Source organism: Streptomyces sp. NPDC005141, from assembly GCF_053599975.1.
The window spans coordinates 21,923-46,485 of the sequence record NZ_JBSFYW010000033.1 but is presented as its reverse complement, the minus strand read 5'-3'; the positions used below and the strand labels follow the sequence as shown (position 1 = coordinate 46,485).

The following is a 24,563-nucleotide window of genomic DNA, read 5'->3' as shown; positions in this document are numbered from 1 at the left end:
GCACGACACATCGCCGGGTCCCGTACGCGGGGCCCGGCGATCTCGTACGGAGGCAGAAAAACGGAAAGCGCCCTGCTACTGGTCCCCCCACGGGCCGGCAGTCAGGGCGCTTTCCTGTCCCGGTGCGGATTCCCCCCACGGGATCCGGCCGGGCGTCTGTGGGACAGCGCCTGAATCGCTGTGTGCCGGCACGGGGCCGACGGTGAGCCGAGCGAGCGGAGCTCGCTGTACTGCGGTGGTGCGGTGCGATCTGCCGGGACGCGTACGGATCGGGAGGGCCGCTCAAAGCTCCCCGGTGTACGTGCCCCGGCGACGCAATTTCCGGGAACGTCCCCCAAGACATCCCCAGATGCCAGTCACGCCCCCCAAGACGCTTCTGACATCGCCAAACTTAGACCGACGAACCCCTTCGATGGTTACGTTCACATCACTGTGATCTGTGTCTCTTGCATATGTCCTGAAGATAGGCAAGAGCCCCGATATGGGAATCGAGAACCAAGCGTAAGGAAGATGCGCGAGCCTTGTGAAGAGCTTATGTGAGGCTCCCGTTGGACTCTAGGGGGACTCATACATCGTCGTCACGAGAATGCTCTGAGTCGAAGGCTGTTCGTGACCACGAACACCGACGAGAAGGCCATCGCCGCCCCCGCGATCATGGGGTTGAGCAGGCCCGCCGCGGCCAGCGGCAGTGCCGCCACGTTGTAGCCGAAGGCCCAGACCAGGTTTCCCTTGATCGTCGACAGGGTGCTGCGCGCCAGCCGGATCGCGTCCGCGGCCACCCGCAGGTCGCCGCGCACCAGCGTCAGATCGCTCGCCTCGATCGCCGCGTCCGTCCCCGTGCCCATCGCGAGGCCCAGATCGGCGGTGGCGAGCGCGGCCGCGTCGTTCACCCCGTCGCCGACCATCGCGACGGTCCGCCCCTCGCCCTGGAGCCGTCGCACCACGGCGACCTTGTCCTCGGGCAGCACCTCGGCGATCACCTCGGCGGAGTCGATGCCGACCGCCCGCGCCACGGCCTCGGCGACCGCCCGGTTGTCCCCGGTCAGCAGCACCGGCGTGAGCCCGAGGGCGCGCAGCTCCCGTACGGCCTCGGCGCTGGACTCCTTGATCGTGTCGGCGACGGTCAGGACACCCACCGCCGCGCCGTCCCGGGCGACCACGACCGCCGTGCGGCCCTCCGTCTCGGCCGCGCTCTTCGCGCGTGCAAGCACCTTCGGAAGCGCGTCCGGGAACCGGCCGACGGTGATGTCGTGGCCGTCCACCCGCCCGCGTACGCCGCGGCCGGGCACGTTCTCGAAGTGTTCCGGTACCGGAAGGCCGCCGACGCGCTCCTGAGCGCCTGCCGCGATCGCCCGGGCGATCGGATGCTCCGAGGCGTGTTCCAGGGCTCCGGCGAGGCGCAGGACGTCCTTCTCGGCGGTGCCGTCGGCGACGTACACCTCGTGGAGGCTCATACGTCCCGTGGTCACCGTGCCGGTCTTGTCCAGGACGACGGTGTCGACGCGGCGCGTGGACTCCAGGACCTCGGGCCCCTTGATGAGGATGCCGAGCTGGGCGCCGCGGCCGGTGCCGACCATCAGGGCGGTCGGGGTGGCCAGGCCGAGCGCGCACGGGCAGGCGATGATCAGCACCGCGACGGCGGCGGTGAAGGCCGCGACGGTGTCGCCGGTGACCGCGATCCAGGCCCCGAAGGTGCCGATCGCGATGAGCAGCACGACGGGCACGAAGACCCCGGAGATCCGGTCGGCGAGACGCTGCACCTCGGCCTTGCCGTTCTGCGCGTCCTCGACGAGCCGGGCCATCCGCGCGAGCTGGGTGTCCGCGCCGATCCGGGTGGCCTCGACGACGAGCCGGCCCCCGGCGTTCACGGTCGCACCGGTGACGGTGTCCCCGACGGTCACGTCCACCGGCACCGACTCGCCGGTCAGCATGGACGCGTCGACGGCCGACACGCCCTCCACCACGGTCCCGTCGGTGGCGACCTTCTCGCCCGGCCGTACGACGAAGCGGTCGCCGACCGCCAGCCGTTCCACGGGGACGCGGACCTCACGGCCGTCCCGCAGGACGGTGACGTCCTTGGCGCCGAGCTCCATCAGCGCCCGCAGCGCCGCCCCCGCGCGCCGCTTGGAGCGGGCCTCCAGGAAGCGGCCGAGCAGGATGAACGCGATGACGCCCGCGGCGACCTCGAGGTAGAGCGTGGACGCCCCGTCCGTACGGGAGACGGTGAGTTCGAAGCCGTGCCGCATGCCCGGCATCCCCGCGTCGCCGAAGAACAGCGCCCACAGGGACCAGCCGAACGCGGCGAGCGTGCCGACCGAGACCAGGGTGTCCATGGTGGCCGCGCCGTGCCGCGCGTTCGTCAGGGCGGCCCGGTGGAAGGGCAGCCCGCCCCAGACCACGACGGGGGCGGCGAGCGTCAGCGAGAGCCACTGCCAGTTGTCGAACTGCAGGGCCGGGATCATCGACATGAGGACGACGGGCAGGGCGAGCAGCGCGGAGACGGTCAGACGCCCGCGCAGCGCGGCCGTTGCGGGATCGTCGGCGGCCGGCGGTGCCGTCTCCTCGGGTGCCACGGGCGCCACGGGCGGCGGGGGTTCCTCGGCGGTGTAGCCCGTCTTCACCACGGTGGCGATCAGATCGGCGACCTGTACCCCCACGGGGTACGAGACCTTGGCCTTCTCCGTCGCGAAGTTGACGGTGGCGCTGACGCCGTCCATCCGGTTGAGTTTCTTCTCGACGCGGGCCGCGCAGGAGGCGCAGGTCATCCCGCCGATGGAGAGCTCGACCTCCGAGGCCGTGCCTATGGGTGTCTCGGGTGCTGCGGTGGTCATGGTCCGGCTCCAGGAATGAGCCGGACCGCGCGGAGCCGGTATCAGCCGGTCGGCACGGCCCGGTACGGAGGAGAGGGGCTGCTGGGTCCGTTCAGGCCGGGCCGACGAGCTCGAAGCCCGCCTCGTCCACCGCGGCGCGGACGGCGTTCTCGTCGAGCGCGGTCTCGGAGACGACGGTGACCTCGCCCGTCGAGGCGACGGCCTTCACCGAGCTGACCCCGGGGATCTCGGAGATCTCGCTGCTGACAGAGCCTTCACAGTGTCCGCAGCTCATCCCGCTCACCTGGTAGACGGCGGTGACGGAACCCGGGGTGTCGGTCTGCGCGGTCATGGCGTTACTCCTCGTCGAGGCGTCCGGTGCGTGCGTGTGGGGGAGGGACCCCTGGGAACCCAGGGTTCTCCTCGATGGTCACCACACTATACCCCTAGGGGGTATTAATCCAAGCGGGCCCGGGGAGCGCTCGACCCGATCGATTTGTCCGAACCCTATGGCAAAGGTCCCCGATGTCGCGGGCGGGAGTGCTGGTGCCGTCGATGTCCGGCGCGTCCGGCGTGGCTCAGTGGCCGACGGGGCGCTCGTGCCCGAGGAGCGGCTCCAGGTAGCGGTGCATGACCGTCTTCAGCTCCGCGATGTAGGCATCACGCTCGGCGCCCTCGTGGGACATGATCAGGGTGAGCCCGGCCTTGAAGAGGTGCAGCGTCATGTTCGCCGTGCGGGTGCGCTCGTCGGGCGGGAGGTCCGGCAGGCGGGTCGAGATCATCTCCTCGACGCGGGCGAGGAGGGCGCAGTGCACGCTGCCGATCTCCTCGACGATCGGTCCCGGGGTGTCGGGGCCGTGCATCAGGACGGCGAAGGCCGGGTTCTCGACGTTGAACGCGATCAGCGGGTCGAGGACCGCGTCGAGCATCCGGTCCAGCGGGAGGCCGATGTTCTCCGGCGTGAGCGCCTGTCCGTGCGACCGGGCCCAGTGCTCCAGCAGCTGGTCGCCGAGGCCGACCGCGATGGCCTCCTTGTTCGGGAAGAACTGGTAGAGCGTGCCGGGCGAGACGCCGGCCTCGCGCGCGATGGCGTTCGTGCTCGCCGCCGTGTAGCCGGACTGGCAGAACACCGAGGCCGCCGCCTCCAGGAGCTGGGCGATGCGGCGCTCGCCACGGGCCTGACGGCGGCGCGGCTTGTTCTCGGCGCGCTGCTGCCGCGTCGGTGACTCCTCGGTCTGCTGCTTATCCGGCACGGGTTATCCCCAGCTTCTCGGGACGCGATTGACAAACGCGAGTGGTCGCTCGCATTCTTGAAAAACGCGAGCGACGACTCGTGTTTGCCATTCTATGGCAATGGGCGATCCATGCTGCCTGCACGAGTGCGGTCACCAGGGTCACGGTGAAGGGGACACCGCATCATGTCCGAAGTCAACGACGCGGGAGACGGGCCCGGAGCGAGGTCCGGCGGGGGTGCGGGCGCGGGTTCGGGCGGGGGTGCGCGGCTCGGCGGATGGACCCGGTTCGTGACCGCGCGACCGCGGCTCTCCCTGCTCGTGGCCCTCCTGCTGACCGCGCTCGCCGTGGTCGCGGGCAGCGGGGTCGCCGACCGGCTGGGCAGCGGAGGCTGGGAGGACCCGACCGCGCAGTCGACCTACGCGACCAAGGCGCTGGAGCGGGAGTTCCCCGCCTCGCAGCCCAATCTGCTGCTCCTTCTCGACGCGGGCGCCGCCTCGGTCGACGACCCCTCCGTCGCCGCCGAGGCCAAACGGCTCGCGGCGCGCCTGGCCACCGAGCGGGGTGTCACGGGCGTCGGTTCGTACTGGCAGTCCGGTTCCCCCGCGCTGAAGGCGCGTGACGGCCACGAGGCGCTGATCGCCGCGCGCATCACCGGCGACGAGAAGACCGCGGCCGACACCCTGGACCGCCTCGCACCCTCCTACCGGGGAAGGAGCGGCCCCGTCGAGATCGAGGTCGGCGGACCGGTCGCCGTGCGGCACGAGATGCAGACGACCATCCGCGAGGACCTGACCCGGGCCGAGCTGATCGCCCTGCCGGTGACCCTCGTGCTGCTGGTGATGGTCTTCGGCAGCGCGATCGCGGCCCTGCTGCCGCTCGGGGTCGGCATCATCGCGATTCTCGGCACCAACGCGGTGCTGCGTGGACTCACCGAGGTCACGGACGTCTCGGTCTTCGCCATGAATCTGACGACGGCCCTCGGTCTCGGTCTCGCCATCGACTACGCCCTGTTCATCGTCCGCAGGTTCCGCGAGGAGCTGGCCACCGGCACCCCGCCGCGCACCGCGGTCGGCACCACCCTGCGCACGGCCGGCCGCACGGTGCTCTTCTCCGCCCTCACCGTCGCGGTGTCGCTGGCCGCGATGCTGCTCTTCCCGCAGTACTTCCTGCGCTCCTTCGCCTACGCCGGCATCGCCGTCGTGCTGCTGGCCGCGGCCGCCGCCCTGATCCTGCTCCCCGCGGCGCTGGTGCTCCTCGGCGACCGGGTGAACTCCCTGGACCTGCGGCGCCTGTTCCGGCGCGGAAGGCCGCGTCCGGCCGACGGCGGGGCCGCCTGGGGACGCATGGCCTCCCTCGTGATGCGCAGGGCCCCGCTCTTCGCGGTGGCCACCACGGCCGGCCTCATCGTCCTCGGACTGCCCTTCCTGGGCGTGAAGTTCGGCACGGCCGACGACCGCCAGCTGCCCTCGGGCGCGGAGTCGCACATCGTCCAACAGCACATCCGCGACGGATTCCCGGGCAGTCCCGGCGGCGGACTGGAGGTCCTGGCCGAGGGCGCGGCCACCCCGGCCCAGTACGCCCGGTACAAGGACCGGATCGCCGCTCTGCCCGAGGTGCTGCGCGTGGACGGGCCCCTGGTGAAGGGCGACGCGGCGTACTTCACGGTGCTGCCGAAGGGCGAGGCCGTGGACGAGGGGGCCCAGCGCTTGGTGGGCGAACTCCGGGCGACGGACGCCCCGTTCGAAACCTCCGTGACCGGCACGGCGGCCGTCCTGGTCGACTCCAAGCACGCGATAGCCGACCGGCTCCCGTGGGCGGCCGCGTTCATCGCGATCGTCACGCTGCTCCTGGTGTTCCTGCTGACCGGCAGCGTGCTGATCCCGGTGCAGGCGGTGCTGCTCAACGCGCTCAGCCTGACCGCGATGTTCGGTGCGGTGGTCTGGGTCTTCCAGGACGGCCATCTCTCCGGCCTCCTCGACTTCACCAGCTCCGGTTCGATCGAGACGACCCTCCCGGTCCTGATGTTCTGCGTCGCCTTCGGTCTCTCCATGGACTACGGCGTCTTCCTCCTCTCCCGCATCAAGGAGGAGTACGACCACACCGGCGACCACCGCGAGGCGGTCCGCTTCGGGCTTCAGCGCACCGGCGGGCTCATCACCGCCGCCGCGGTCATCCTCGCGGTGGTGATGGTCGCCATCGGCACCTCCCGGATCGCCAACACCAAGATGCTGGGTCTGGGTATCGCGCTCGCCGTGCTGATGGACGCGATGGTCGTCCGCAGCCTGCTGGTCCCAGCGGTCATGCGCCTGACCGGCCGGGCCACCTGGTGGGCGCCCGGACCGCTGCGGCGCTTCCACGACCGGTTCGGACTCAGCGAGGGGGCGGCGCCGGAGGCGGCCCCGGTACCGGCGCCCGAGCCCGGCAGGGACAAGGCGGGCGCGCGCGGATAGCGTTCCCGGGGAAGGTGATCTCCGGGCGGAGGGCGGAAGCCGATGCGGGCAGTGGTGTTCGAGCGGTACGGGGAGCCGGCCGAGGTGCGGGAGGTGGCGGACCCGGCGCCCGCGGAGCACGGGGTCGTGGTGCGGGTCGAGTCCACGGGGCTGTGCCGGAGCGACTGGCACGGCTGGATGGGCCACGACCCGGACATCACACTGCCGCATGTGCCGGGGCACGAACTCGCGGGGGTGGTCGAGGCGGTGGGTGCCCGGGTGACCGGCTGGCGTCCCGGCGACCCGGTCACCGTCCCGTTCGTCTGCGCCTGCGGAACCTGTCCCGCGTGCGCGGCGGGCGACCAGCAGGTGTGCGAACGTCAGACCCAGCCGGGGTTCACGCACTGGGGTTCCTTCGCCCAGTACGTGGCGCTCGACCACGCCGACGTGAACCTGATCGCGGTGCCGCCGGAGTTGTCCTTCGCGACGGCAGCCTCGCTGGGCTGCCGGTTCGCCACGGCGTTCCGGGCGGTGGCCGCCCAGGGAAGGGCGGCCGCGGGGGAGTGGGTCGCGGTGCACGGCTGCGGCGGTGTCGGCCTCTCGGCGGTGATGATCGCGGCGGCTTCCGGGGCCCGGGTCGTCGCCGTCGACGTGTCGTCCGCGGCGCTCGACCTCGCTCGGAAGTTCGGGGCGGCGGAGTGCGTGGACGCCTCTGCCGTGGCCGACCCGGCGCATGCGGTCCGTGAACTGACCGGCGGTGGCGCGCATGTGTCGCTGGACGCCCTCGGATCGCCCGCCACCTGCGCGGCCTCGGTGAACGGTCTGCGCCGTCGCGGCCGGCACGTCCAGGTCGGCCTGCTGCCCTCCCCGACCGGTACGACCCCGGTCCCGATGGCCCGCGTGATCGGCCTCGAACTCGAACTCCTCGGCAGCCACGGCATGGCCGCCCACGCCTACCCGGCGATGATGGAACTGGTCCGTGCCGGGACGCTCCGGCCCGACCTCCTCGTGACGTCCACCATCACGCTGGACGCGGCACCGACCGCACTGGCGGCGATGGGCTCGGCACCGGGCTCGGGGGTGACGGTCATCGAGCCGTGGAGCTGACGGTCGTCGAGGTGTGCGGGGGACGGTCTCCGAAGCCCGATGGGGCGGTCTCCCGGGCGGTCTCCCCGTAGCGGGCCGGCGGTCGGTGGCTGCGAGGGCCGGGGGCAAGCGAGTGCCGTGGGCCGGTGGTCAGTGAGCGTCGTGCGCCGGTGGTCAGTTGGCCGTGGGGCCGGCGGGGTGTCCCCGGTGGGCGGCCCACTCATGGGCGAGGACCGACATCCGTACGGCGTCGATCCACTCGCCGTCGTGCAGCAGCGTCTGGCGCTCGACGCCCTCGGCCACGAAGCCGGCCTTCTCATAGGCGCGGCGGGCCCGGGGGTTGAAGGCGAAGACGTACAGCGAGACGCGGTGCAGGGCCAGTCGCTCGAAGGCGTGCCCGACGATCAGCCGGGTGGCCTCGGTGCCCAGACCCCGGTCCCGGCCCCGCGGGCCGATGAGGATGCGGAACGTGCAGTTGTGGTTGTGCCGGTCCCACTCGTTCAGGACGGCCTCGCCGACCAGTTCACCGGTGGCGCGGTCCACCACGCCGAGGTCCAGCCTGTCCGGCTGTTCGCCGCGCGTCCCGTACCAGATACGCAGCCGTTCCGGTCCGAACTCCTCGTCGGGACTGCCGGTGAGCCGCAGGACCTCGGGGTCGGCCAGGATCTCCGCCATCACCGGGGCGTCGGCCACGGTGAACGGTCGCAGCAGGGTCTTCTCGCCGGTGAGGACGGGTTTCACGGAGAAGGTCACCGGTGGATCATCGGCGGGCGACCGGCACGGCGGCAATCGAATTAGGGCGGTGCCCCACCCGGAGGCGAGGCACCCCGGATGCGGCACGGAGGCGAGGCACCCCCGGAGGCATGAGGCACCCGGCGGAAGGGGTCACTCGTCTCTGCGGCCCCGGTTTCCCGGCCGGGAGGCGACCCAGGACCGGACGGTGTCCGCGTACCAGTAGGGCTTTCCGCCCTCGACATGGTCGGGCGGCGGCAGCAGCCCGTGCTTGCGGTAGGACCGCACCGTGTCCGGCTGCACCTTGATGTGCGCCGCGATCTCCTTGTACGACCAGAGCCTTCGGTCGGTCATGAGTGGCACCTCCCCGCGCGCGCCGCGGCGGCGGCCTGGGGGCGGCCGTCGGGGGAGCCGGGCGCTGCGCTGGTGATCACAAAGCGTCTGCCCCTTGAACGACGCAGCGTGAACGCAGGGCAGCGGCTGTTGACCGGGTGTGACGCAAGACCCGCGTACACGCGACATGTGTGACACGGCGGTGTTTTTTGTGACACGAGTGACACATTGGTCACCAAGGGGCGGGAGATAGTCGGTCGGGTGATGCGGGTGATGCGGGTGATGCGGGTGATGCGGGTGATGCGGGCGGGGCGGCGTGACCGCGGTCTCCCAGGAACCGCCCGGTCCGTCACCGGCCCGCACGGTGACTTCCGTGGCCGGCCGCGGGACAGACCCTTCCAGGTTCCGCGTGACGGCCCCCGCCGTCGCCCCGGCCGACGGCCCCCGCTCACCCGTGCGGCGGTCCCCGCCCGGCGTGCGCGCCCGGGCGGGCCGCAGGACCCGCCGGGCCCCGGGGGCTCGTCGGGTCCTCCGGACGCGGACGTCATGCCCCGCAGGACCTCAGGAACGCCCGGGTGCGCCGGGCGATCGGCAGTGGCTTGTCCGGCGGACACGGGTACATGTCCTGCTCGACGATCGCGAAGAGCTCGACGCCGAGCCGCTGCGCGGCGGCGAGGACGGGCTCCAGCGCCGGCACGCCGGACGGTGGTTCGCACATCACGCCGCGCGCGACGGCCGGCCCGAACGGCACCTCCTCGGCACGGACTCCGGCCAGCACCAGCGGGTCCACCTGCTTGAGGTGGAGGTAGCCGATGCGTTCGCCGTACGTCTCGATGAGCTTGACGCTGTCGCCGCCGCAGTAGGCGTAGTGGCCCGTGTCCAGACACAGCGACACCAGGGAGGCGTCGGTCGCGTCGAGGAAGCGCGTCACGTTCTCCTCGCTGTCGATGTGCGTGTCGGCGTGCGGGTGGACGACGATCCGCAGCCCGTAGCGCTCGCGGACCTCATGGGCGAGCCGCTCGGTCTGGGCGGTCAGATTGCGCCATTGGGACGGCGTCAGCGTGCTGTCCTCCAGCACCGCGCCGGTCTTGTCGTCGCGCCAGAAGGCCGGGATGACGACGAGATGCTCGGCGCCCATCGCCTGGGTGAGCGCCGCGATGTCCGAGACGTGCGCCCAGGTGGACTCCCAGACGTCGGGACCCCGGTGCAGCCCGGTGAAGACCGTGCCTGCCGAGACGGTGAGCCCGCGCCGCGCGGTCTCCTCTCTGAGGACGTCCGGATCCGTGGGCAGATAGCCGTACGGGCCGAGCTCGATCCACTCGTAGCCGGAGCCGGAGACCTCGTCGAGGAAGCGCTGCCAGGGGACCTGCCGCGGGTCGTCGGGGAACCAGACGCCCCAGGAGTCGGGAGCCGAACCGATCCGGATGCGCGACAGTGAGGACGGAGGCGACGACCGCGGTGACGACTCCGGCGAGGGCCGGGACTCGGGCCGCGGCGATGACTGAGGTGACAACGACGTCATGGGCGTCAGCTTCCGGCGGCTCCGGAGAGGTGTCAAGGCCTCGTCCGAATGTCTGGACAAAACGTTGACAGGCTCCGCGTGCGGGACTAGACCTGGGGACAGCCGTAGTGAAGGGAACTCGATGGCGTACGAGCTGATCACCATGGGGCGGATCGGTGTGGACCTCTACCCGTTGCAGACGGGAGTCCCGCTGGCCCGGGTGACGTCCTTCGGCAAGTTCCTCGGCGGGTCGGCGACCAATGTCGCGGTGGCCGCCGCGCGGCTCGGACGGCGTACGGCCGTCATCACCCGGACGGGTGCGGATCCCTTCGGTGCCTATCTGCGCGAGGCGCTGCGCGACTTCGGCGTCGACGACCGCTGGGTCACCTCGGTCCCCGGGCTGCCCACCCCCGTCACCTTCTGCGAGATCTTCCCGCCCGACGACTTCCCGCTCTACTTCTACCGGCAGCCCAAGGCCCCCGACCTGGAGATCGACGCGCACGAACTCGACCTCGACGAAGTGCGCGCCGCCCGCGTCTTCTGGATGACGGGCACGGGGCTGAGCGCGGAACCGAGCCGCACGGCCACGCTCGCCGCCCTGGCCCACCGGGCCCGGTCCGGTACGACGGTCTTCGACCTCGACTGGCGTCCCATGTTCTGGGGGGACACGGCCGGGAAGAACGCGGCGGGGAGGGACAGGGCCGGGAAGAGCGGAGCTCCGGAAGGCGGCGCGCGGAAGGACCTCGCCGCCTCGGCGCGTCCCTTCTACGCGGAGGCCCTGCGCCACGCCACCGTCGCCGTCGGCAATGTCGACGAGGTCGAGATCGCCACGGGCGAGCGCGAGCCGCACGCCGCCGCCGACGCCCTCCTCGAAGCCGGTGCCGAACTCGCCGTGGTGAAGCAGGGTCCCAAGGGCGTTCTCGCCGTCCATCGCGACGGGACCCGGGCGGAGGTCCCGCCCCTCCCGGTCGAGGTACTCAACGGCCTCGGCGCGGGAGACGCGTTCGGCGGCTCCCTCTGCCACGGACTGCTCGCCGGCTGGGACCTGGAGCGGGTCATGCGCCACGCGAACGCGGCGGGCGCCATCGTCGCCTCCCGGCTGGAGTGCTCTTCCGCGATGCCGACGCCGGACGAGGTCGAAGAGGCCCTCGCGGCGGGAGCGGTGCGGTGAGGGCGGGTCACGTCGGGGGAGCCCGCCACGAACAGGGCGGCGACGCGCCCCCGCCCCACGAGGCGGTCGAACACGCCCGGGCGGGCGCGCCGGCGAACACCGAGCCCGCCGGTGCCCCGCCCGGCGGACCGCTCTCCGCCACCCCCGTCACCCCCACCACCTACGACCGTCTGCGCCCCCCGTCCCCTCGCGTCGACGTCCTCGCGCTCGTCCAGGTCCGTGCCCGTCACCCCGAGGCGATCGCGGAGGCCGCCGCGCGGCGGGTGCGGCGGCCGCTGGTCGACGGCTCCGGGCGGCTGATGATCGTCGCCGCGGACCATCCGGCATGCGGCGCACTGGCCGTCGGCGACCGGAAGCTGGCCATGGCGGGGCGAGCCGATCTGTTGGAGCGGCTGTGTCTGGCGCTCTCCCGACCCGGAGTCGACGGCGTGCTCGCCACCGCCGACGTCCTCGACGACCTGCTGCTGCTCGGCGCGCTCGAGGGCAAGGTGGCCATCGGGTCGATGAACCGGGGCGGACTCGCGGGTTCCGCCTTCGAGCTGGACGACCGGTTCACCGGGCACCGCCCGAAGGACCTCGAGCGGCTCGGGTTCGACGCGGGCAAACTGCTGCTGCGCATCGACTACGACGATCCGGGCTCGCTGCGCACCCTGGAGTCCACGGCCCGGGTGATCGACGACATGGCCGAGCGTCAACTTCCGGTCTTCGTCGAACCGTTCCTCTGCCGTCGCCGGGAGGACGGTAGCCTGCGCAACGATCTGAGCGCCGAGGCCGTCACCAAGTCGATCGCCATCGCCAGCGGCCTGGGCGGCAGTTCGGCGTACACCTGGCTGAAGGTCCCCGTCACCGAGAACCCGGACGACATGGCCCGCGTCATGGAGACCTCCACGCTGCCCGCCGTCCTGCTGGGGGGTGATGTCGGCGAGGGTCAGGAGAGTGCGTACGAGAAGTGGCGCGGGGCACTCCAACTCCCCACCGTGCAGGGCCTGGTGGTGGGCCGTTCGCTGCTGTACCCCGCGGACGGCGATGTCGCCGCGGCCGTGGACACCGCCGTAGGACTGCTGTGAGGGCCGCATGAGTCGTCCGAGCAACGAGCTGTACGTGCCCAGCGGCACCACGGCCGACGCGTACTACGCCCTCGACATCGATCCCGTGCGGGCCGGCTGGACCCACAGCAGTCTGCGCGTCGTGGAGCTGGCACCCGGTGGTACCCACACCTTCACCACCGGGGACAGTGAGTGGATCGTGCTCCCGCTCAGCGGCGGCTGCACGGTGCGCGCCAAGGACGGCATGGAGCAGGAAGAGTTCCAACTCCTGGGCAGGGGAAGCGTGTTCGACGGAGTCTCCGACTTCGCGTACGTGCCCCGTGAGGCCCGGGTCCAGATCGCCTCCGGCGTGGGAGGCCGCTTCGCCCTGGCAGGAGCGAAGTGCGAGCGCCGACTCCCCGCCCGCTACGGCCCCGCGCCGGAGGTTCCCGTCGAAGACCGCGGCAGCGGCGACTGCGCCCGCCAGGTGCGCAATTTCGCCGCCGCCGACGTCTTCGACTGCGACCGGCTGATCGCCGTCGAGGTGATCACCCCCGGCGGCAACTGGTCCTCGTATCCGCCCCACAAGCACGACGAGCACCTGCCCGGTGTCGAGTCGCGGCTGGAGGAGATCTACTACTTCGAGATCGACGGGCCGAACGGTTTCGGCTATCAGCGCGTATTCCCTTCCCGTGAGGGCGGTTCCGACGTCCTCGCCGAGGTCCGCACCGGCGATGCCGTCCTCGTCCCCGACGGATGGCACGGTCCGTCCATCGCCCAGCCCGGCCACGCCATGTACTACCTGAACGTCATGGCGGGACCGGGCGGGGACAGGGAGTGGCGGATCCGGTTCCACCCGGGACACGTAGAGAGCACAGGGGGATACCGATGACCTCGACGAGGCTGACGGTCGCGCAGGCACTGGTGCGGTTCCTGGCCGCGCAGTACACGGAGCGGGACGGCGAGCGGCGCCGCCTGATCGGCGCCACCTGGGGCATCTTCGGCCACGGGAACGTCGCCGGGATCGGCCAGGCGCTCATCGAGTACGCCGATGAGATGCCGTACCACCAGGGACGCAACGAACAGGCCATGGTGCACGCGGCGGTCGGCTACGCGCGCCAGTGCGGCCGGCTGTCGACGCACGCCGTGACCACCTCCATCGGGCCCGGTGCCACCAACCTCGTCACCGGCGCTGCGCTCGCCACGATCAACCACCTCCCCGTGCTGCTCCTGCCCGGCGACGTCTTCGCGACCCGCCCCGCCGACCCGGTGCTCCAGCAGCTCGAAGTCCCCTCCGCGGGGGATGTGTCGGTCAACGACTGTCTGCGTCCGGTGTCGAAGTACTTCGACCGGATCACCCGCCCCGAAGCCCTGATCCCGGCGGCCCTCCAGGCGATGCGCGTGCTCAGTGACCCCGTCGACACCGGCGCCGTCACGCTCGCGCTGCCGCAGGACGTGCAGGCGGAGGCGTACGACTGGCCCGAGGAGTTCTTCGCCGAGCGGACCTGGGCCGTGCGGCGCCCGGCGGCCGACGCCGGCGAACTGGCCGGCGCCGTCGCGGCGGTCCGCGAGGCCAGGCGTCCGCTGATCGTCGCGGGCGGCGGCGTCCACCACAGCCGCGCCGAGGAGGCGCTCGCCGAACTCGCCTCCGCCACCCGCATCCCCGTCGCCTCCACCCAGGCGGGCAAGGGCTCGCTGCGCTGGGACCACCCCCAGGACGTCGGCGGCATCGGCCACACCGGCACGGCGACCGCCGACGAGCTCGCCCGCACCGCCGACCTGGTGATCGGCGTCGGCACCCGCTACACCGACTTCACCACCGCCTCCGGCACCCTCTTCGGTGCCTCGGGTGTCCGGTTCCTCAACCTCAACATCGCTCCGTACGACGGCCACAAGCTCGCCGGCACCCCGCTGATCGCCGACGCGCGCGCCGGTCTCGAAGCGCTCACCGAGGCGCTGCTGCTGCACCGCCACCGAGCCGAGCCCGCGTACGTCACCGAGTACACGGACGACAAGGAGCGCTGGGAGTACCGCGTCGACGCGGCCTACGAGGCCGAGGACGTCGACATCCGGCCCACCCAGCCGCAGGTCCTCGGCGTCCTCGACGAGCTGGTCACCGAGGACGACATCCTGATCAACGCGGCCGGCTCGCTCCCCGGCGACCTGCACAAACTGTGGCGGGCGCGGTCTCGGGACCAGTACCACGTCGAGTACGGCTACTCGTGCATGGGCTACGAGATCCCGGCGGCGATCGGCGTGCGGATGGCGGCCCCGGACCGGCCCGTGTGGGCGCTGGTCGGCGACGGCACCTATCTGATGATGCCGACCGAGATCGTCACCGCCGTCCAGGAGGGCGTCGCGATCAAGGTGATCATCATCCAGAACCACGGGTACGCCTCGATCGGCGGTCTCTCCGAGTCCGTGGGCGGCGAGCGGTACGGCACGGCGTACCGTCACCGCGCCGAGGACCGTACGTACACCGGGGCGCCGCTGCCCGTGGATCTCGCGGCCAACGCGGCCAGCCTGGGCATGCGCGTCCTACGCGCGAAGACCGTGCGTGACCTGCGTGCCGCCCTGGCCGAGGCGCGCGACGCGGACACTCCCACTTGTGTCTACGTGGAGACCGAAACGGCAGACACTGTGTCGGGCGCGCCCCCGGCCCAAGCCTGGTGGGATGTACCTGTGGCCGAGACCGCGACCCGATCGTCTGCGGTCAAGGCACGTGAGGAGTATGACCGGCACGTCGCCGCCCGACGCCGCCATCTGTGAAGGAGTAATTGGCCATGACGAAGACCGTCGACCACTGGATCGGTGGCAAGTCCGTCGAGGGTGCGTCGGGTACGTACGGGCCGGTCACCGACCCGGCGACCGGCGCCGTGACCACGCGGGTCGCGTTCGCGACCGTCGACGAGGTCGACGCGGCGGTGTCCGCCGCGAAGGACGCCTACGCGACCTGGGGCCTGTCCTCACTGGCCAGGCGGACCACGATCCTCTTCAAGTTCCGCGCCCTGCTCGACGCCAACCGGGACGCGATCGCCGAGCTGATCACCGCCGAGCACGGCAAGGTGCACTCGGACGCGCTCGGTGAGGTCGCGCGCGGTCTGGAGATCGTCGACCTGGCGTGCGGGATCACCGTGCAGCTGAAGGGCGAGCTGTCGACCGAGGTGGCCTCCCGGGTCGACGTGGCGTCGATCCGCCAGCCGCTGGGCGTCGTCGCGGGCATCACGCCGTTCAATTTCCCGGCCATGGTGCCGATGTGGATGTTCCCGATCGCCATCGCGTGCGGCAACACCTTCGTCCTCAAGCCGTCGGAGAAGGACCCGTCGGCCGCCATGAAGCTCGCCGAGTTGCTGGCGGAGGCCGGTCTGCCCGACGGTGTCTTCAACGTCGTGCACGGTGACAAGGTGGCCGTCGACCGTCTCCTGGAGCACCCGGACGTCGCCGCCGTGTCCTTCGTGGGTTCGACGCCGATCGCCCGCTACATCCACACCACCGCCGCCGCGAACCACAAGCGCGTCCAGGCCCTGGGCGGCGCCAAGAACCACATGCTCGTCCTGCCGGACGCAGACCTGGACGCGGCCGCCGACGCCGCCGTCTCCGCCGCCTACGGCTCGGCCGGCGAGCGCTGCATGGCGATCTCCGCGGTCGTGGCGGTCGGCTCGATCGGCGATGAGCTGGTGGACAAGATCCGCGAGCGCGCCGAGAAGATCAAGATCGGTCCCGGCAACGACCCGGCCTCCGAGATGGGCCCGCTCATCACGGCCGCGCACCGCGACAAGGTGGCGTCGTACGTGAAGGGTGCCGCCGACCAGGGGTCCGAGGTCGTCCTCGACGGCACGGGCCACACGGTCGAGGGCCACGAGGACGGCCACTGGATCGGCCTCTCGCTCCTGGACCGCGTGCCGGTGACGGCGGACGCGTACAAGGACGAGATCTTCGGCCCGGTGCTGTGCGTGCTGCGCGTGGACACCTACGACGAGGGCGTGGCGCTGATCAACGCGTCCCCCTTCGGCAACGGCACCGCGATCTTCACCCGGGACGGCGGCGCCGCCCGCCGCTTCCAGCTGGAGATCGAGGCGGGCATGGTCGGCGTGAACGTGCCGATCCCGGTGCCCGTCGGTTACCACTCCTTCGGTGGCTGGAAGGACTCCCTCTTCGGGGACCACCACATCTACGGCAACGACGGCACGCACTTCTACACCCGCGGCAAGGTCGTCACCACCCGCTGGCCGGACCCGTCGGAGGCGCCGGCGGGCGTCGACCTGGGCTTCCCGCGCAACCACTGAGGCGCCACCGGTGCCCCGCCCCGTCGTCCGGGGCGGGGCACCGTCGCGTTTCGCGGTCCGCGACGTCCGGAGTGCGGACCAATCCTGGCGGATTTCGAGACTCGGGCTGCGGTTCTCGTCATGGAGTGATGAAACGGGTAGCGCAGGCAGATTGATGATGTTCTCTTGGAAAACAAGGTCATGATCCGCCAGATATTGATGATTGCAACATGATGGCGTTGCAGCCTGGGAAAGTTATGTGGTGTGCGCTGCTCCGCTATTGCGGATTCCGTAGGTAAACGGCCATTGACGCAACGGTTTCCGTCAAGGTTCCATCAACGCGGGAGCGGACGAGAAGAAGCACGACGCGAGCCGCCGGAGGCGATAGCGCTCCCGCCCGAACCACCTGACGCACGAGTCGATCGGAACCGCTTCATGACCGACACGCTCCGCCCTGTCGAGACGGCCGTCCCGGACGCCGCCCCCACGGCGACCGGGAACCCCCAAAAGCTCAAGCGCTCCATCGGCATCGTCGGCGGCACCCTGCTGACGCTCTCGTGCGTGACCCCCGCGTCGACGCTGTTCGTCGTGGTGCCCGACCTCTTCTCGTCGCTCGGCACGGCGACCGCGCTGACCATCGCGATCGGCTCCCTGCTCTGTATCGCCGTGGCGTTCTGCTACTCGGAGCTGGGCACCCTCATCCCCAGCGCGGGCGGCGAGTACGCCATGGTCTCCATGATGGCCGGACGCCTCGCGGGCTGGCTCGTCTTCGTGCTCTCCCTGCTGGTCGTCATGATCGTGCCGCCGGTGATCGCGATGGGCACGGCCGACTATCTGGCGCCGATCGTCCATCTGAACCCCTCGATCGCCGGCGCCGCCGTGATGATCCTGGCCACCCTCGCCGGCCTGCTCGACCTGCGCGCCAACGCCTGGATCACCGGCATCTTCCTGGTCCTGGAGGTCATCGCCGCGGCGCTCGTGGCGGTCCTGGGCTTCGCCCACAGCGAGCGGGGCGTCGGCAGCCTGGTCTCGATGCAGGCCGCGGACTCCGGCGGCCACACGGACACCGTGACGGCCATGCTCGTCGTCTCGGGTCTCGCCATCGCCCTGTTCATCACCCAGGGCTTCTCGACCGCGGTCTACCTCTCCGAGGAACTGGAGAACCCGCGCCGCAACGTCGCCCGTACCGTCCTCGCCACCCTCGCCATCTCCACGGTCATCATCCTGGTCCCGGTCGTCGCGATCACCCTGGGCGCCTCCGACCTGTCCGCCCTGACCGGCGGTGACATCAGCGGCATGGTCACGGCCTGGTCCAACTCGGCCGTCGGCACCTTCGTCAGCCTCTGCGTCGCCCTCGCGATCATCAACGCGGGCATCGTCATGGTCATCCAGAACTCGCGCGTCCTGTTCGCCTCGGCCCGTGACAAGGCGTGGCCCGGCCCGGTCAACCAGGGCCTGTCCCGGCTCGGCCGGTTCGGTTCCCCCTGGGTCGCCACGCTGCTGGTGGGCGTCCCCGGCGCAGCCCTCTGCTTCGTCAACCTGGACACCCTGTACGGCGTGACGGGCGTGTCGGTGACGGCCATGTACCTGCTCGTCGCGGTCGCCGCGCTGCTGGCCCGGCGCGGCCACCACCGCCACACGCCCGCCTGGCGGATGCCGCTGTGGCCCGCGGTACCGGTCGTGCTCATCGCGGTCCTCGCCTACATCCTCACCCAGCAGGAGACGGTCTACCTGCTGTGGACCGGCGGCATCACTGCGGTCGCCACCCTCTACTGGGCCTTCTACCTGCGGCCCCGCCGAGACACCCGCTGGCTGGTGTCGATCCCCGAGGACGCGCGGGCGTAACCGCGCGGCACACCCGCCGGACCCGGCCCCGCCGCGGGAGGCCTCAGCCGAAGTCCCAGGTCACCACCGTGCACGTCCCGTCGTCCTTGCCACCCGCGCTGCGGTAGGTGGCAAGGGCGATGTCGTTCCCGGTGTCCACACCGACCCACATCCCGTAGCAGCCCCGTTCCCGGGCCAGGGCGGCGAGTTCGCGGATCAGCGCCCGCCCGGTGCCACGCCGCCGGAACACCTCGGCCACCGCCAGCTCGTACAGGAACATCTCGGTGCCCTTGTCGGGGTGGACCGTCTCCACGCCGCTGATGAAGCCGACGGGCACCCCGCCCTCGTAGGCCAGGTACAGGTGGTGGCCCCCGGTGTCCAGGAACCGTCGGGCCCACTCGGGACGCACGGGATGGTCGAAGAGGTACTCGGCGGCGGTCAGTTCCTCGACAGTGCCGGCGCGGCGCATCTCCATGGGGCGTTCCTACCACGGACGCGGTACGCGGGACCCACGCCGTACTCCCGTGGGAGGGGCACGGGTTCAACCCGGCGGCTGCCCCGGTTGCCGGCGGGCGCCCGTACCGTTGAGGCATGGATCTTCGACTGCCCCGGCCGCGCGGGCCGCTCCGGGGGCGCCTCCCCGCTCGCACCAAGGCGCGAGCCCGCGGGCGATGGGCCGCCGCCACCGCGGCCGTCGCGCTGCTCGCCGCCGCGGGCACCTGGACCGCCGTCGCCGACGACGGCGCTCCCGCCGTGCACCGCGCCGACCACGTCATGGCCATGGACGGCGGGGTGCGGCTCGACACCTCGTACTTCACCGCGGGCCCCTCCTCGCACCGCCGACCCGCCGTCCTCCTCGCGCATGGCTTCGGCGGCAGCAAGGCCGACGTACGCGGCGAGGCGGAGAAGCTCGCCCGCGACGGGTATGCCGTACTGACCTGGTCGGCGCGCGGCTTCGGCGAGTCCACCGGCAGGATCGGGCTGAACGCCCCCCAGGGCGAGGTCGCCGACGTCTCCCGGCTCATCGACTGGCTCGCCCGGCGGCCCGAGGTCCGGCTGGACGGGAGCGGCGACCCGCGTGTGGGCGTCGCGGGCGCCTCGTACGGCGGGGCCGTCTCCCTGCTGGCCGCCGCGAACGACCGGCGCGTCGACGCGATCGCCCCGTCGATCACGTACTGGAACCTCGCGGACGCCCTGTTCCCGAACGGCGTGTTCAAGAAGATCTGGACGGGCCTCTTCATCAACTCCGGCGGCGGCTGCGACCGGTTCGAGCCCGAGCTGTGCGCGATGTACAACCGGGTCGCGGAGGCCGGGAAGCCGGACGCGGCGGCGACGAAGCTGCTCCAGGAGCGCAGCCCCTCCGCCGTCGGCGACCGCATCAAGGTGCCCACCCTCATCGTGCAGGGCCAGTCCGACTCCCTCTTCCCGCTCGGGCAGGCCGACGCCATGGCCAAGGCGATCAAGGCCAACGGCGCACCCGTGGACGTCGACTGGATCTCCGGCGGCCACGACGGCGGCGACCGGGAGACGGACCGCGTCACCTCCCGGACCGCCTCCTGGTTCGACCGCTACCTGAAGGACGACAAGGGCGCCGACACGGGCCCCGCCTTCCGCGTCACCCGCACCGGAGGCATCGACTCCACCGACGGCGCCGCCCAGCTGCGCGGCGCGAGCGCCGACACCTACCCCGGACTGGCGAGCGTTCGGCACGCCATCACACTGACCGGCCGCGAGCAGAGCTTCGAGAACCCGGCGGGCGCCAGTCCGCCCGCCATCTCGGCTCTCCCTGGTCTCGGCGGCTCGGGCGGCCTCACCCAGTTCTCCTCCCTCGGCGTCGGGGTCTCCCTCGACTTCCCCGGCCAGTACGCCCGGTTCGAGTCCGCGCCCTTCCGCGACGACCTGCGGATCACCGGCTCCCCGACGGCGACGGTGCACGTCAGGTCGAGCACCGACGACGCGGTCCTCTTCGGGAAGGTGTACGACGTCGGTCCGGGCGGCAGCGGGCAGGTGCTGCCCTCCCAGCTGGTCACCCCGGTCCGCGTCGAGGGCGCGAAGACCGGCAGGGACGTGACCATCACCCTTCCCGCCGTCGACCACAAGGTCCAGCAGGGCCACCGGCTGCGCCTGGTCCTCGCCTCGACCGACCTCGGCTACGCCTCCCCGGCGGCCCCGGCGACCTACACCGTGTCCCTGAAGGGCGACCTCCGGGTACCGACGGCCCCCGGAGTGACGACCGCCGCCGCGCCGCTGCCCGCGTGGGTGTGGTGGCTGCCGCTCGCCGGCGCGCTGACCGCCCTGACGCTGCTGGTGACCGGCCGCCGCCGCACGAGCGCCCCGGCACCCGATCCCGAGTCCGCCGAAGTCCCGCTCCAGATCACCGGCCTGAGCAAGCGCTACGCCAAGTCGGCGGACCGGTACGCGGTACGGGAGCTGTCGTTCCGGGTGGAGAAGGGCCAGGTGCTCGGCCTGCTCGGGCCGAACGGCGCGGGCAAGACGACCACCCTGCGCATGCTCATGGGCCTCATCAAGCCCGACGACGGCGAGATCCGCGTCTTCGGGCACGCGATCCGCCCCGGCGCGCCGGTCCTCTCCCGGGTCGGGGCCTTCGTCGAGGGCGCGGGCTTCCTCCCGCACCTGTCCGGCCGCGAGAACCTGGACCTGTACTGGCGGGCCACCGGCCGTCCCCCCGAGGACGCCCATCTGGAAGAGGCCCTGGAGATCGCCGGACTCGGCGACGCTTCCCCAAGTTCTCGGCTCCGCTCGAACAGGGGAGAGCCCATTGACCGCGTGGTGCGCACGTACTCCCAGGGCATGCGCCAGCGTCTCGCCATCGCCCAGGCCATGCTCGGGCTCCCGGACCTGCTGATCCTGGACGAACCGACCAACGGCCTCGACCCGCCGCAGATCCGCGAGATGCGCGAGGTGATGATCCGCTACGCCGCCGCGGGCCGCACGGTCATCGTCTCCAGCCATCTCCTCGCCGAGGTCGAGCAGTCCTGCACCCACCTGGTGGTCATGGACCGCGGCCGGCTCGTCCAGGCGGGCCCGGTGTCCGAGATCATCGGATCCGGCGACACCCTGCTCGTCGGCATCGCCTCACCCGTCGACGAGCCGGTCGTCGAGAAGGTGGGCGCCCTGCCGGGCGTGTCCTCGGCCGTCGCGACCGACGGCGGGCTGCTGGTCCGTCTCGACGCCGACGGCAGCGCACAGCGCCTGGTCGTCGAACTCGTACGCCTCGAAGTACCGGTGGCGTCGGTGGGCCCCCACCGCCGTCTGGAAGACGCGTTCCTCACCCTGATCGGAGGCTCCGCATGAGCACGCTTGTCGAGCGGACCGAGACGGCGGACGGGTACCGGGCACGCCGCACCCTGCCGCTGCGCGTCGAACTCCTGCGCCAGTCGAAGCGCCGCCGCACCCTGGTGATGGGGGCGATCCTCGCGGTCCTGCCCTTCGTCCTGCTCGTGGCGTTCGCGATCGGCGGCGAGCCCGGCGGGCGCAACGGCCGGGTCACGCTGATGGACACGGCCACGGCGTCGGGCGCCAACTTCGCCGCGGTGAACCTGTTCGTCTCGGCGGGCTTCCTCCTGGTGATCCCGGTCGCGCTGTTCTGCGGCGACACCATCGCCTCCGAGGCGAGCTGGTCCTCGCTGCGCTATCTGCTGGCGGCCCCGGTGCCGAGAGCCCGGCTGCTGTGGTCCAAGCTCACCGTCGCGCTCGGGCTCAGCCTCGCGGCGATGGTCCTGCTCCCGGTCGTCGCGCTGGCCGTGGGCACCGCCGCCTACGGCTGGGGACCGCTGGAGATCCCCACCGGAGGAGCGCTCTCCGCGGGCACCGCCGCCCAGCGGCTCCTCGTGGTGATCGCGTACATCTTCGTGTCCCAACTGGTCACCGCGGGGCTCGCGTTCTGGCTGTCGACGAAGACGGACGCCCCGCTCGGCGCGGTCGGCGGCGCGGTCGGCCTGACCATCGTGGGCAACGTCCTCGACGCGGTCACCGCCCTCGGGCACTGGCGCGACTTCCTGCCCGCCCACTGGCAGTTCGCCTGGGCGGACGCCGTCCAGCCGACTCCGGAGTGGGGAGGGATGATCCAGGGCGCGGCGATTTCGGTAACGTACGCAGTTGTCCTGTTCGCCCTGGCCTTCCGTGGTTTCGGGCGCAAGGACATCGTGTCGTAGGTCTCCGGAAGATCACCGACCGGTCTCGAAGCCCCTCCGTCGTGGCCGCTTCGAAATCCTTCCGCAACGCATCCGAGCGCTCATCCCGGCCCCCTCGGCCGTCACAGTCACACATGTCGGCCCACACAAGGGCCGTACGCCGAGGGGGCACAGATGGGGATGAACCACATACGGACGGCGGCGGACGCAGGCCGCCGACGCGGGGGCGCGCGGAAGGCCGGCCTTCGACGGCTCAGTGGCTCGCTGCTCGCCGTGACGGCGGCGGGCGCGGTGCTGCTCACCGGATGCAGCGCGGGGAGCGGCGACAACTCCTCGGACGGCGGCGGAAACAAGTCCGGCGGCCGCAACCTCCCGCTGCCGGCCCCCGTCCAGCCGTCGGGCGGCGCGGCCGAGCGCGACCAGCAGGGAGAGCAGTCGGACGCCCCCGATGTCGCACCGTCGCCCGACTACCTCTCCACCTTCGCCCTCGACGTCGACACCGCGTCGTACGGCTACGCCCGCCGCGCCCTCGCGGACGGCCGCGTCCCCGACCCCTCCACGATCAGGCCCGAGGAGTTCGTCAACAGCTTCCGTCAGGACTACGAACGCCCCGACGGCAACGGCTTCTCGGTCACCGTCGACGGCGCCCGCACCGACGACGAACGCTGGTCCCTCGTCCGGGTCGGCCTCGCCACCCGGGCCGCCGAGAGCGAGCGCGAACGTCCGCCCGCCGCCCTCACCTTCGTCATCGACATCTCGGGTTCCATGTCCGAGCCAGGCCGTCTCGACCTGGCCCGGGAATCCCTCGGCGTGATGACGGACCGACTGCGCGACGACGACTCGGTCGCCCTGGTCACCTTCAGCGACGAGGCCGAGACCGTGCTGCCGATGACCCGCCTCGGCGACCACCGCGGCCGCGTCCACAAGGCGATCGACCGACTGGAGCCCACCGACTCGACCAACCTCGGCGCGGGCGTGAAGACCGGGTACGCGACCGCCGTCGAGGGGCTGCGCGAGGGCGCCACCAACCGGGTCGTCCTGATCTCCGACGCCCTCGCCAACACCGGTGACACGGACGCGGACAGCATCCTCGAACGGATCTCCTCCGCCCGCCGCGAGCACGGCATCACCCTCTTCGGCGTCGGTGTCGGCAGCGACTACGGAGACGCCCTCATGGAGCGCCTCGCCGACAAGGGCGACGGCCACACCACGTACGTCTCCAGCCGCGACGAGGCCTTCACCGTCTTCTGCGACCAGCTTCCGCAGAACATCGACCTCACGGCACGCGACGCCAAGGCACAGGTCGCCTTCGACCCCGAGACCGTCGAGCAGTTCCGGCTGATCGGCTACGACAACCGCAAGGTCGCTGACGAGGACTTCCGTGACGACCGGGTGGACGGCGGCGAGGTGGGCCCCGGCCACACGGTCACCGCGCTCTACGCCGTCCGCACTCGCCCCGGCGCCTCCGGTCGTCTCGCCACCGCGACCGTCCGCTGGCTCGACCCCGACTCCCGTGTCCCGCACGAGAAGTCCGGCCGCCTGGAGACCGGCTCCCTCCGGGGCGATGTCTGGACCTCGTCCCGCTCCTTCCAGGTGACCGCCGTGGCGGCCTACTTCGCCGACGCGCTGCGTTCGGGCGACGCCCGCTGGACCTCACTGCCCGGTGGCCTCCCGCTGGGCGAACTCGCCTCCCGCGCCCGCGACCTGGCGAGGGACACCGAGAACAGGGACGTCGCGGCTCTCGCCACCGCGATCGAACAGGCCGACGAACTGGACGTCTGCGACGCGGACTGCGCTCGGTAGCCGGCCCGGCAGCCCGGCAGCCGGCAGCCCTGGCCGGCAGCCACCGGGCGGCCGCCGGTTCGTCCGCCACCTGCCCGTGGGCCGCCCGTCGGACGCGGGAACGGCCCACGGGGACGGATCGTGCGCGGCCCATTGAAGTTCCGTTACGTGCGGGTAAGTTGACTCGGCAGTAAGGACCCTGCGACCGGGAGCCG

Annotated in this window: 18 protein-coding genes; 11 read left to right on the top strand and 7 right to left on the bottom strand. The window is 71.7% G+C overall.

The window, feature by feature from the left end:
- Positions 1 to 578 precede the first annotated feature (578 nt).
- From ACWD68_RS24570 to ACWD68_RS24560, 3 genes are all read right to left on the bottom strand, one after another.
- Positions 579 to 2,831 carry a heavy metal translocating P-type ATPase gene (locus tag ACWD68_RS24570; RefSeq protein ID WP_451808589.1) on the bottom strand — a complete coding sequence of 751 codons (2,253 nt, stop codon included), beginning with the start codon at positions 2,829 to 2,831 and terminating at the stop codon, positions 579 to 581.
- Positions 2,832 to 2,922: 91 nt separating this feature from the next.
- Positions 2,923 to 3,162 (bottom strand): heavy-metal-associated domain-containing protein, encoded by a 240-nt coding sequence (locus ACWD68_RS24565; RefSeq protein WP_451808588.1) that lies wholly within the window; start codon positions 3,160 to 3,162, stop codon positions 2,923 to 2,925.
- A gap of 226 nt (positions 3,163 to 3,388) precedes the next feature.
- A complete protein-coding gene (locus ACWD68_RS24560; protein WP_451808587.1) occupies positions 3,389 to 4,063 on the bottom strand; it encodes a TetR family transcriptional regulator in 675 nt (224 codons plus the stop codon).
- 165 nt (positions 4,064 to 4,228) lie between these two features.
- Between ACWD68_RS24560 and ACWD68_RS24555 the strand changes: the two genes are divergently transcribed.
- Both ACWD68_RS24555 and ACWD68_RS24550 read left to right on the top strand, forming a co-directional pair.
- Positions 4,229 to 6,496 carry an MMPL family transporter gene (locus tag ACWD68_RS24555; RefSeq protein WP_451808586.1) on the top strand — a complete coding sequence of 756 codons (2,268 nt, stop codon included), beginning with the start codon at positions 4,229 to 4,231 and terminating at the stop codon, positions 6,494 to 6,496.
- Positions 6,497 to 6,538: 42 nt separating this feature from the next.
- Positions 6,539 to 7,582, top strand: coding sequence for a zinc-dependent alcohol dehydrogenase family protein (locus ACWD68_RS24550; RefSeq protein ID WP_451808585.1), 1,044 nt, complete (start codon positions 6,539 to 6,541; stop codon positions 7,580 to 7,582).
- Positions 7,583 to 7,735: 153 nt separating this feature from the next.
- Here ACWD68_RS24550 and ACWD68_RS24545 read toward each other — a convergent pair whose 3' ends face one another.
- The 3 genes from ACWD68_RS24545 to ACWD68_RS24535 form a co-directional block, all read right to left on the bottom strand.
- Positions 7,736 to 8,314, bottom strand: a complete 579-nt coding sequence (locus ACWD68_RS24545) for a GNAT family N-acetyltransferase (protein WP_451808584.1) — start codon at positions 8,312 to 8,314, stop codon at positions 7,736 to 7,738.
- A 132-nt stretch (positions 8,315 to 8,446) separates the two neighbouring features.
- Entirely contained in the window at positions 8,447 to 8,647 is a 201-nt protein-coding gene (locus tag ACWD68_RS24540; RefSeq protein WP_351553114.1) for a helix-turn-helix transcriptional regulator, read from the bottom strand.
- 523 nt (positions 8,648 to 9,170) lie between these two features.
- Positions 9,171 to 10,148, bottom strand: coding sequence for a sugar phosphate isomerase/epimerase family protein (locus ACWD68_RS24535; protein ID WP_451808583.1), 978 nt, complete (start codon positions 10,146 to 10,148; stop codon positions 9,171 to 9,173).
- A gap of 121 nt (positions 10,149 to 10,269) precedes the next feature.
- On the opposite strand from ACWD68_RS24535, the gene iolC reads away from it, so the two are divergent.
- From iolC to ACWD68_RS24505, 6 genes are all read left to right on the top strand, one after another.
- A complete protein-coding gene (gene iolC, locus ACWD68_RS24530; RefSeq protein WP_451808582.1) occupies positions 10,270 to 11,298 on the top strand; it encodes a 5-dehydro-2-deoxygluconokinase in 1,029 nt (342 codons plus the stop codon).
- Between the two features lie 170 nt (positions 11,299 to 11,468).
- A complete protein-coding gene (locus ACWD68_RS24525; RefSeq protein WP_451808629.1) occupies positions 11,469 to 12,365 on the top strand; it encodes a Cgl0159 family (beta/alpha)8-fold protein in 897 nt (298 codons plus the stop codon).
- 7 nt (positions 12,366 to 12,372) lie between these two features.
- Entirely contained in the window at positions 12,373 to 13,215 is an 843-nt protein-coding gene (iolB, locus tag ACWD68_RS24520) for a 5-deoxy-glucuronate isomerase (protein WP_451808581.1), read from the top strand.
- On the top strand, positions 13,212 to 15,092 hold the full coding sequence (iolD, locus tag ACWD68_RS24515; protein WP_451808580.1) for a 3D-(3,5/4)-trihydroxycyclohexane-1,2-dione acylhydrolase (decyclizing): 1,881 nt from the start codon (positions 13,212 to 13,214) through the stop codon (positions 15,090 to 15,092). The genes iolB and iolD overlap by 4 nt, the downstream gene beginning before the upstream one ends.
- A gap of 14 nt (positions 15,093 to 15,106) precedes the next feature.
- The gene (gene mmsA, locus ACWD68_RS24510) at positions 15,107 to 16,609 is read left to right on the top strand and encodes a CoA-acylating methylmalonate-semialdehyde dehydrogenase (RefSeq protein ID WP_451808579.1); all 1,503 of its coding nucleotides are present in this window, start codon (positions 15,107 to 15,109) and stop codon (positions 16,607 to 16,609) included.
- A gap of 414 nt (positions 16,610 to 17,023) precedes the next feature.
- Entirely contained in the window at positions 17,024 to 18,433 is a 1,410-nt protein-coding gene (locus ACWD68_RS24505; RefSeq protein WP_451808578.1) for an APC family permease, read from the top strand.
- A gap of 43 nt (positions 18,434 to 18,476) precedes the next feature.
- On the opposite strand, the gene ACWD68_RS24500 is transcribed toward ACWD68_RS24505, so the two are convergent.
- Positions 18,477 to 18,887, bottom strand: coding sequence for a GNAT family N-acetyltransferase (locus ACWD68_RS24500; RefSeq protein ID WP_451808577.1), 411 nt, complete (start codon positions 18,885 to 18,887; stop codon positions 18,477 to 18,479).
- A 116-nt stretch (positions 18,888 to 19,003) separates the two neighbouring features.
- Here ACWD68_RS24500 and ACWD68_RS24495 point away from each other — a divergent pair, with 116 nt between their 5' ends.
- The 3 genes from ACWD68_RS24495 (at position 19,004) to ACWD68_RS24485 (ending at position 24,369) form a co-directional block, all read left to right on the top strand.
- A complete protein-coding gene (locus tag ACWD68_RS24495; RefSeq protein ID WP_451808576.1) occupies positions 19,004 to 21,727 on the top strand; it encodes an alpha/beta fold hydrolase in 2,724 nt (907 codons plus the stop codon).
- Positions 21,724 to 22,587: an ABC transporter permease gene (locus tag ACWD68_RS24490; protein WP_451808575.1), complete on the top strand. Its 864-nt coding sequence runs from the start codon at positions 21,724 to 21,726 to the stop codon at positions 22,585 to 22,587. The genes ACWD68_RS24495 and ACWD68_RS24490 overlap by 4 nt, the downstream gene beginning before the upstream one ends.
- A 159-nt stretch (positions 22,588 to 22,746) precedes the next feature.
- Positions 22,747 to 24,369, top strand: coding sequence for a YfbK domain-containing protein (locus ACWD68_RS24485; protein ID WP_451808574.1), 1,623 nt, complete (start codon positions 22,747 to 22,749; stop codon positions 24,367 to 24,369).
- The last annotated feature ends 194 nt before the right edge of the window (positions 24,370 to 24,563 follow it).

Excerpts from the sequence above, each read along its gene's own strand:
- ACWD68_RS24570 (WP_451808589.1), bottom strand. The coding sequence starts at position 2,831 with ATGACCACCGCAGCACCCGAGACACCCATAGGCACGGCCTCGGAGGTC.
- ACWD68_RS24565 (WP_451808588.1), bottom strand. The coding sequence starts at position 3,162 with ATGACCGCGCAGACCGACACCCCGGGTTCCGTCACCGCCGTCTACCAG.
- ACWD68_RS24555 (WP_451808586.1), top strand. The coding sequence starts at position 4,229 with ATGTCCGAAGTCAACGACGCGGGAGACGGGCCCGGAGCGAGGTCCGGC.
- ACWD68_RS24550 (WP_451808585.1), top strand. The coding sequence starts at position 6,539 with ATGCGGGCAGTGGTGTTCGAGCGGTACGGGGAGCCGGCCGAGGTGCGG.
- ACWD68_RS24540 (WP_351553114.1), bottom strand. The coding sequence starts at position 8,647 with ATGACCGACCGAAGGCTCTGGTCGTACAAGGAGATCGCGGCGCACATC.
- ACWD68_RS24535 (WP_451808583.1), bottom strand. The coding sequence starts at position 10,148 with ATGACGTCGTTGTCACCTCAGTCATCGCCGCGGCCCGAGTCCCGGCCC.
- iolC (WP_451808582.1), top strand. The coding sequence starts at position 10,270 with ATGGCGTACGAGCTGATCACCATGGGGCGGATCGGTGTGGACCTCTAC.
- iolB (WP_451808581.1), top strand. The coding sequence starts at position 12,373 with ATGAGTCGTCCGAGCAACGAGCTGTACGTGCCCAGCGGCACCACGGCC.
- iolD (WP_451808580.1), top strand. The coding sequence starts at position 13,212 with ATGACCTCGACGAGGCTGACGGTCGCGCAGGCACTGGTGCGGTTCCTG.
- mmsA (WP_451808579.1), top strand. The coding sequence starts at position 15,107 with ATGACGAAGACCGTCGACCACTGGATCGGTGGCAAGTCCGTCGAGGGT.
- ACWD68_RS24505 (WP_451808578.1), top strand. The coding sequence starts at position 17,024 with ATGACCGACACGCTCCGCCCTGTCGAGACGGCCGTCCCGGACGCCGCC.
- ACWD68_RS24500 (WP_451808577.1), bottom strand. The coding sequence starts at position 18,887 with ATGGAGATGCGCCGCGCCGGCACTGTCGAGGAACTGACCGCCGCCGAG.
- ACWD68_RS24495 (WP_451808576.1), top strand. The coding sequence starts at position 19,004 with ATGGATCTTCGACTGCCCCGGCCGCGCGGGCCGCTCCGGGGGCGCCTC.
- ACWD68_RS24490 (WP_451808575.1), top strand. The coding sequence starts at position 21,724 with ATGAGCACGCTTGTCGAGCGGACCGAGACGGCGGACGGGTACCGGGCA.
- ACWD68_RS24485 (WP_451808574.1), top strand. The coding sequence starts at position 22,747 with ATGAACCACATACGGACGGCGGCGGACGCAGGCCGCCGACGCGGGGGC.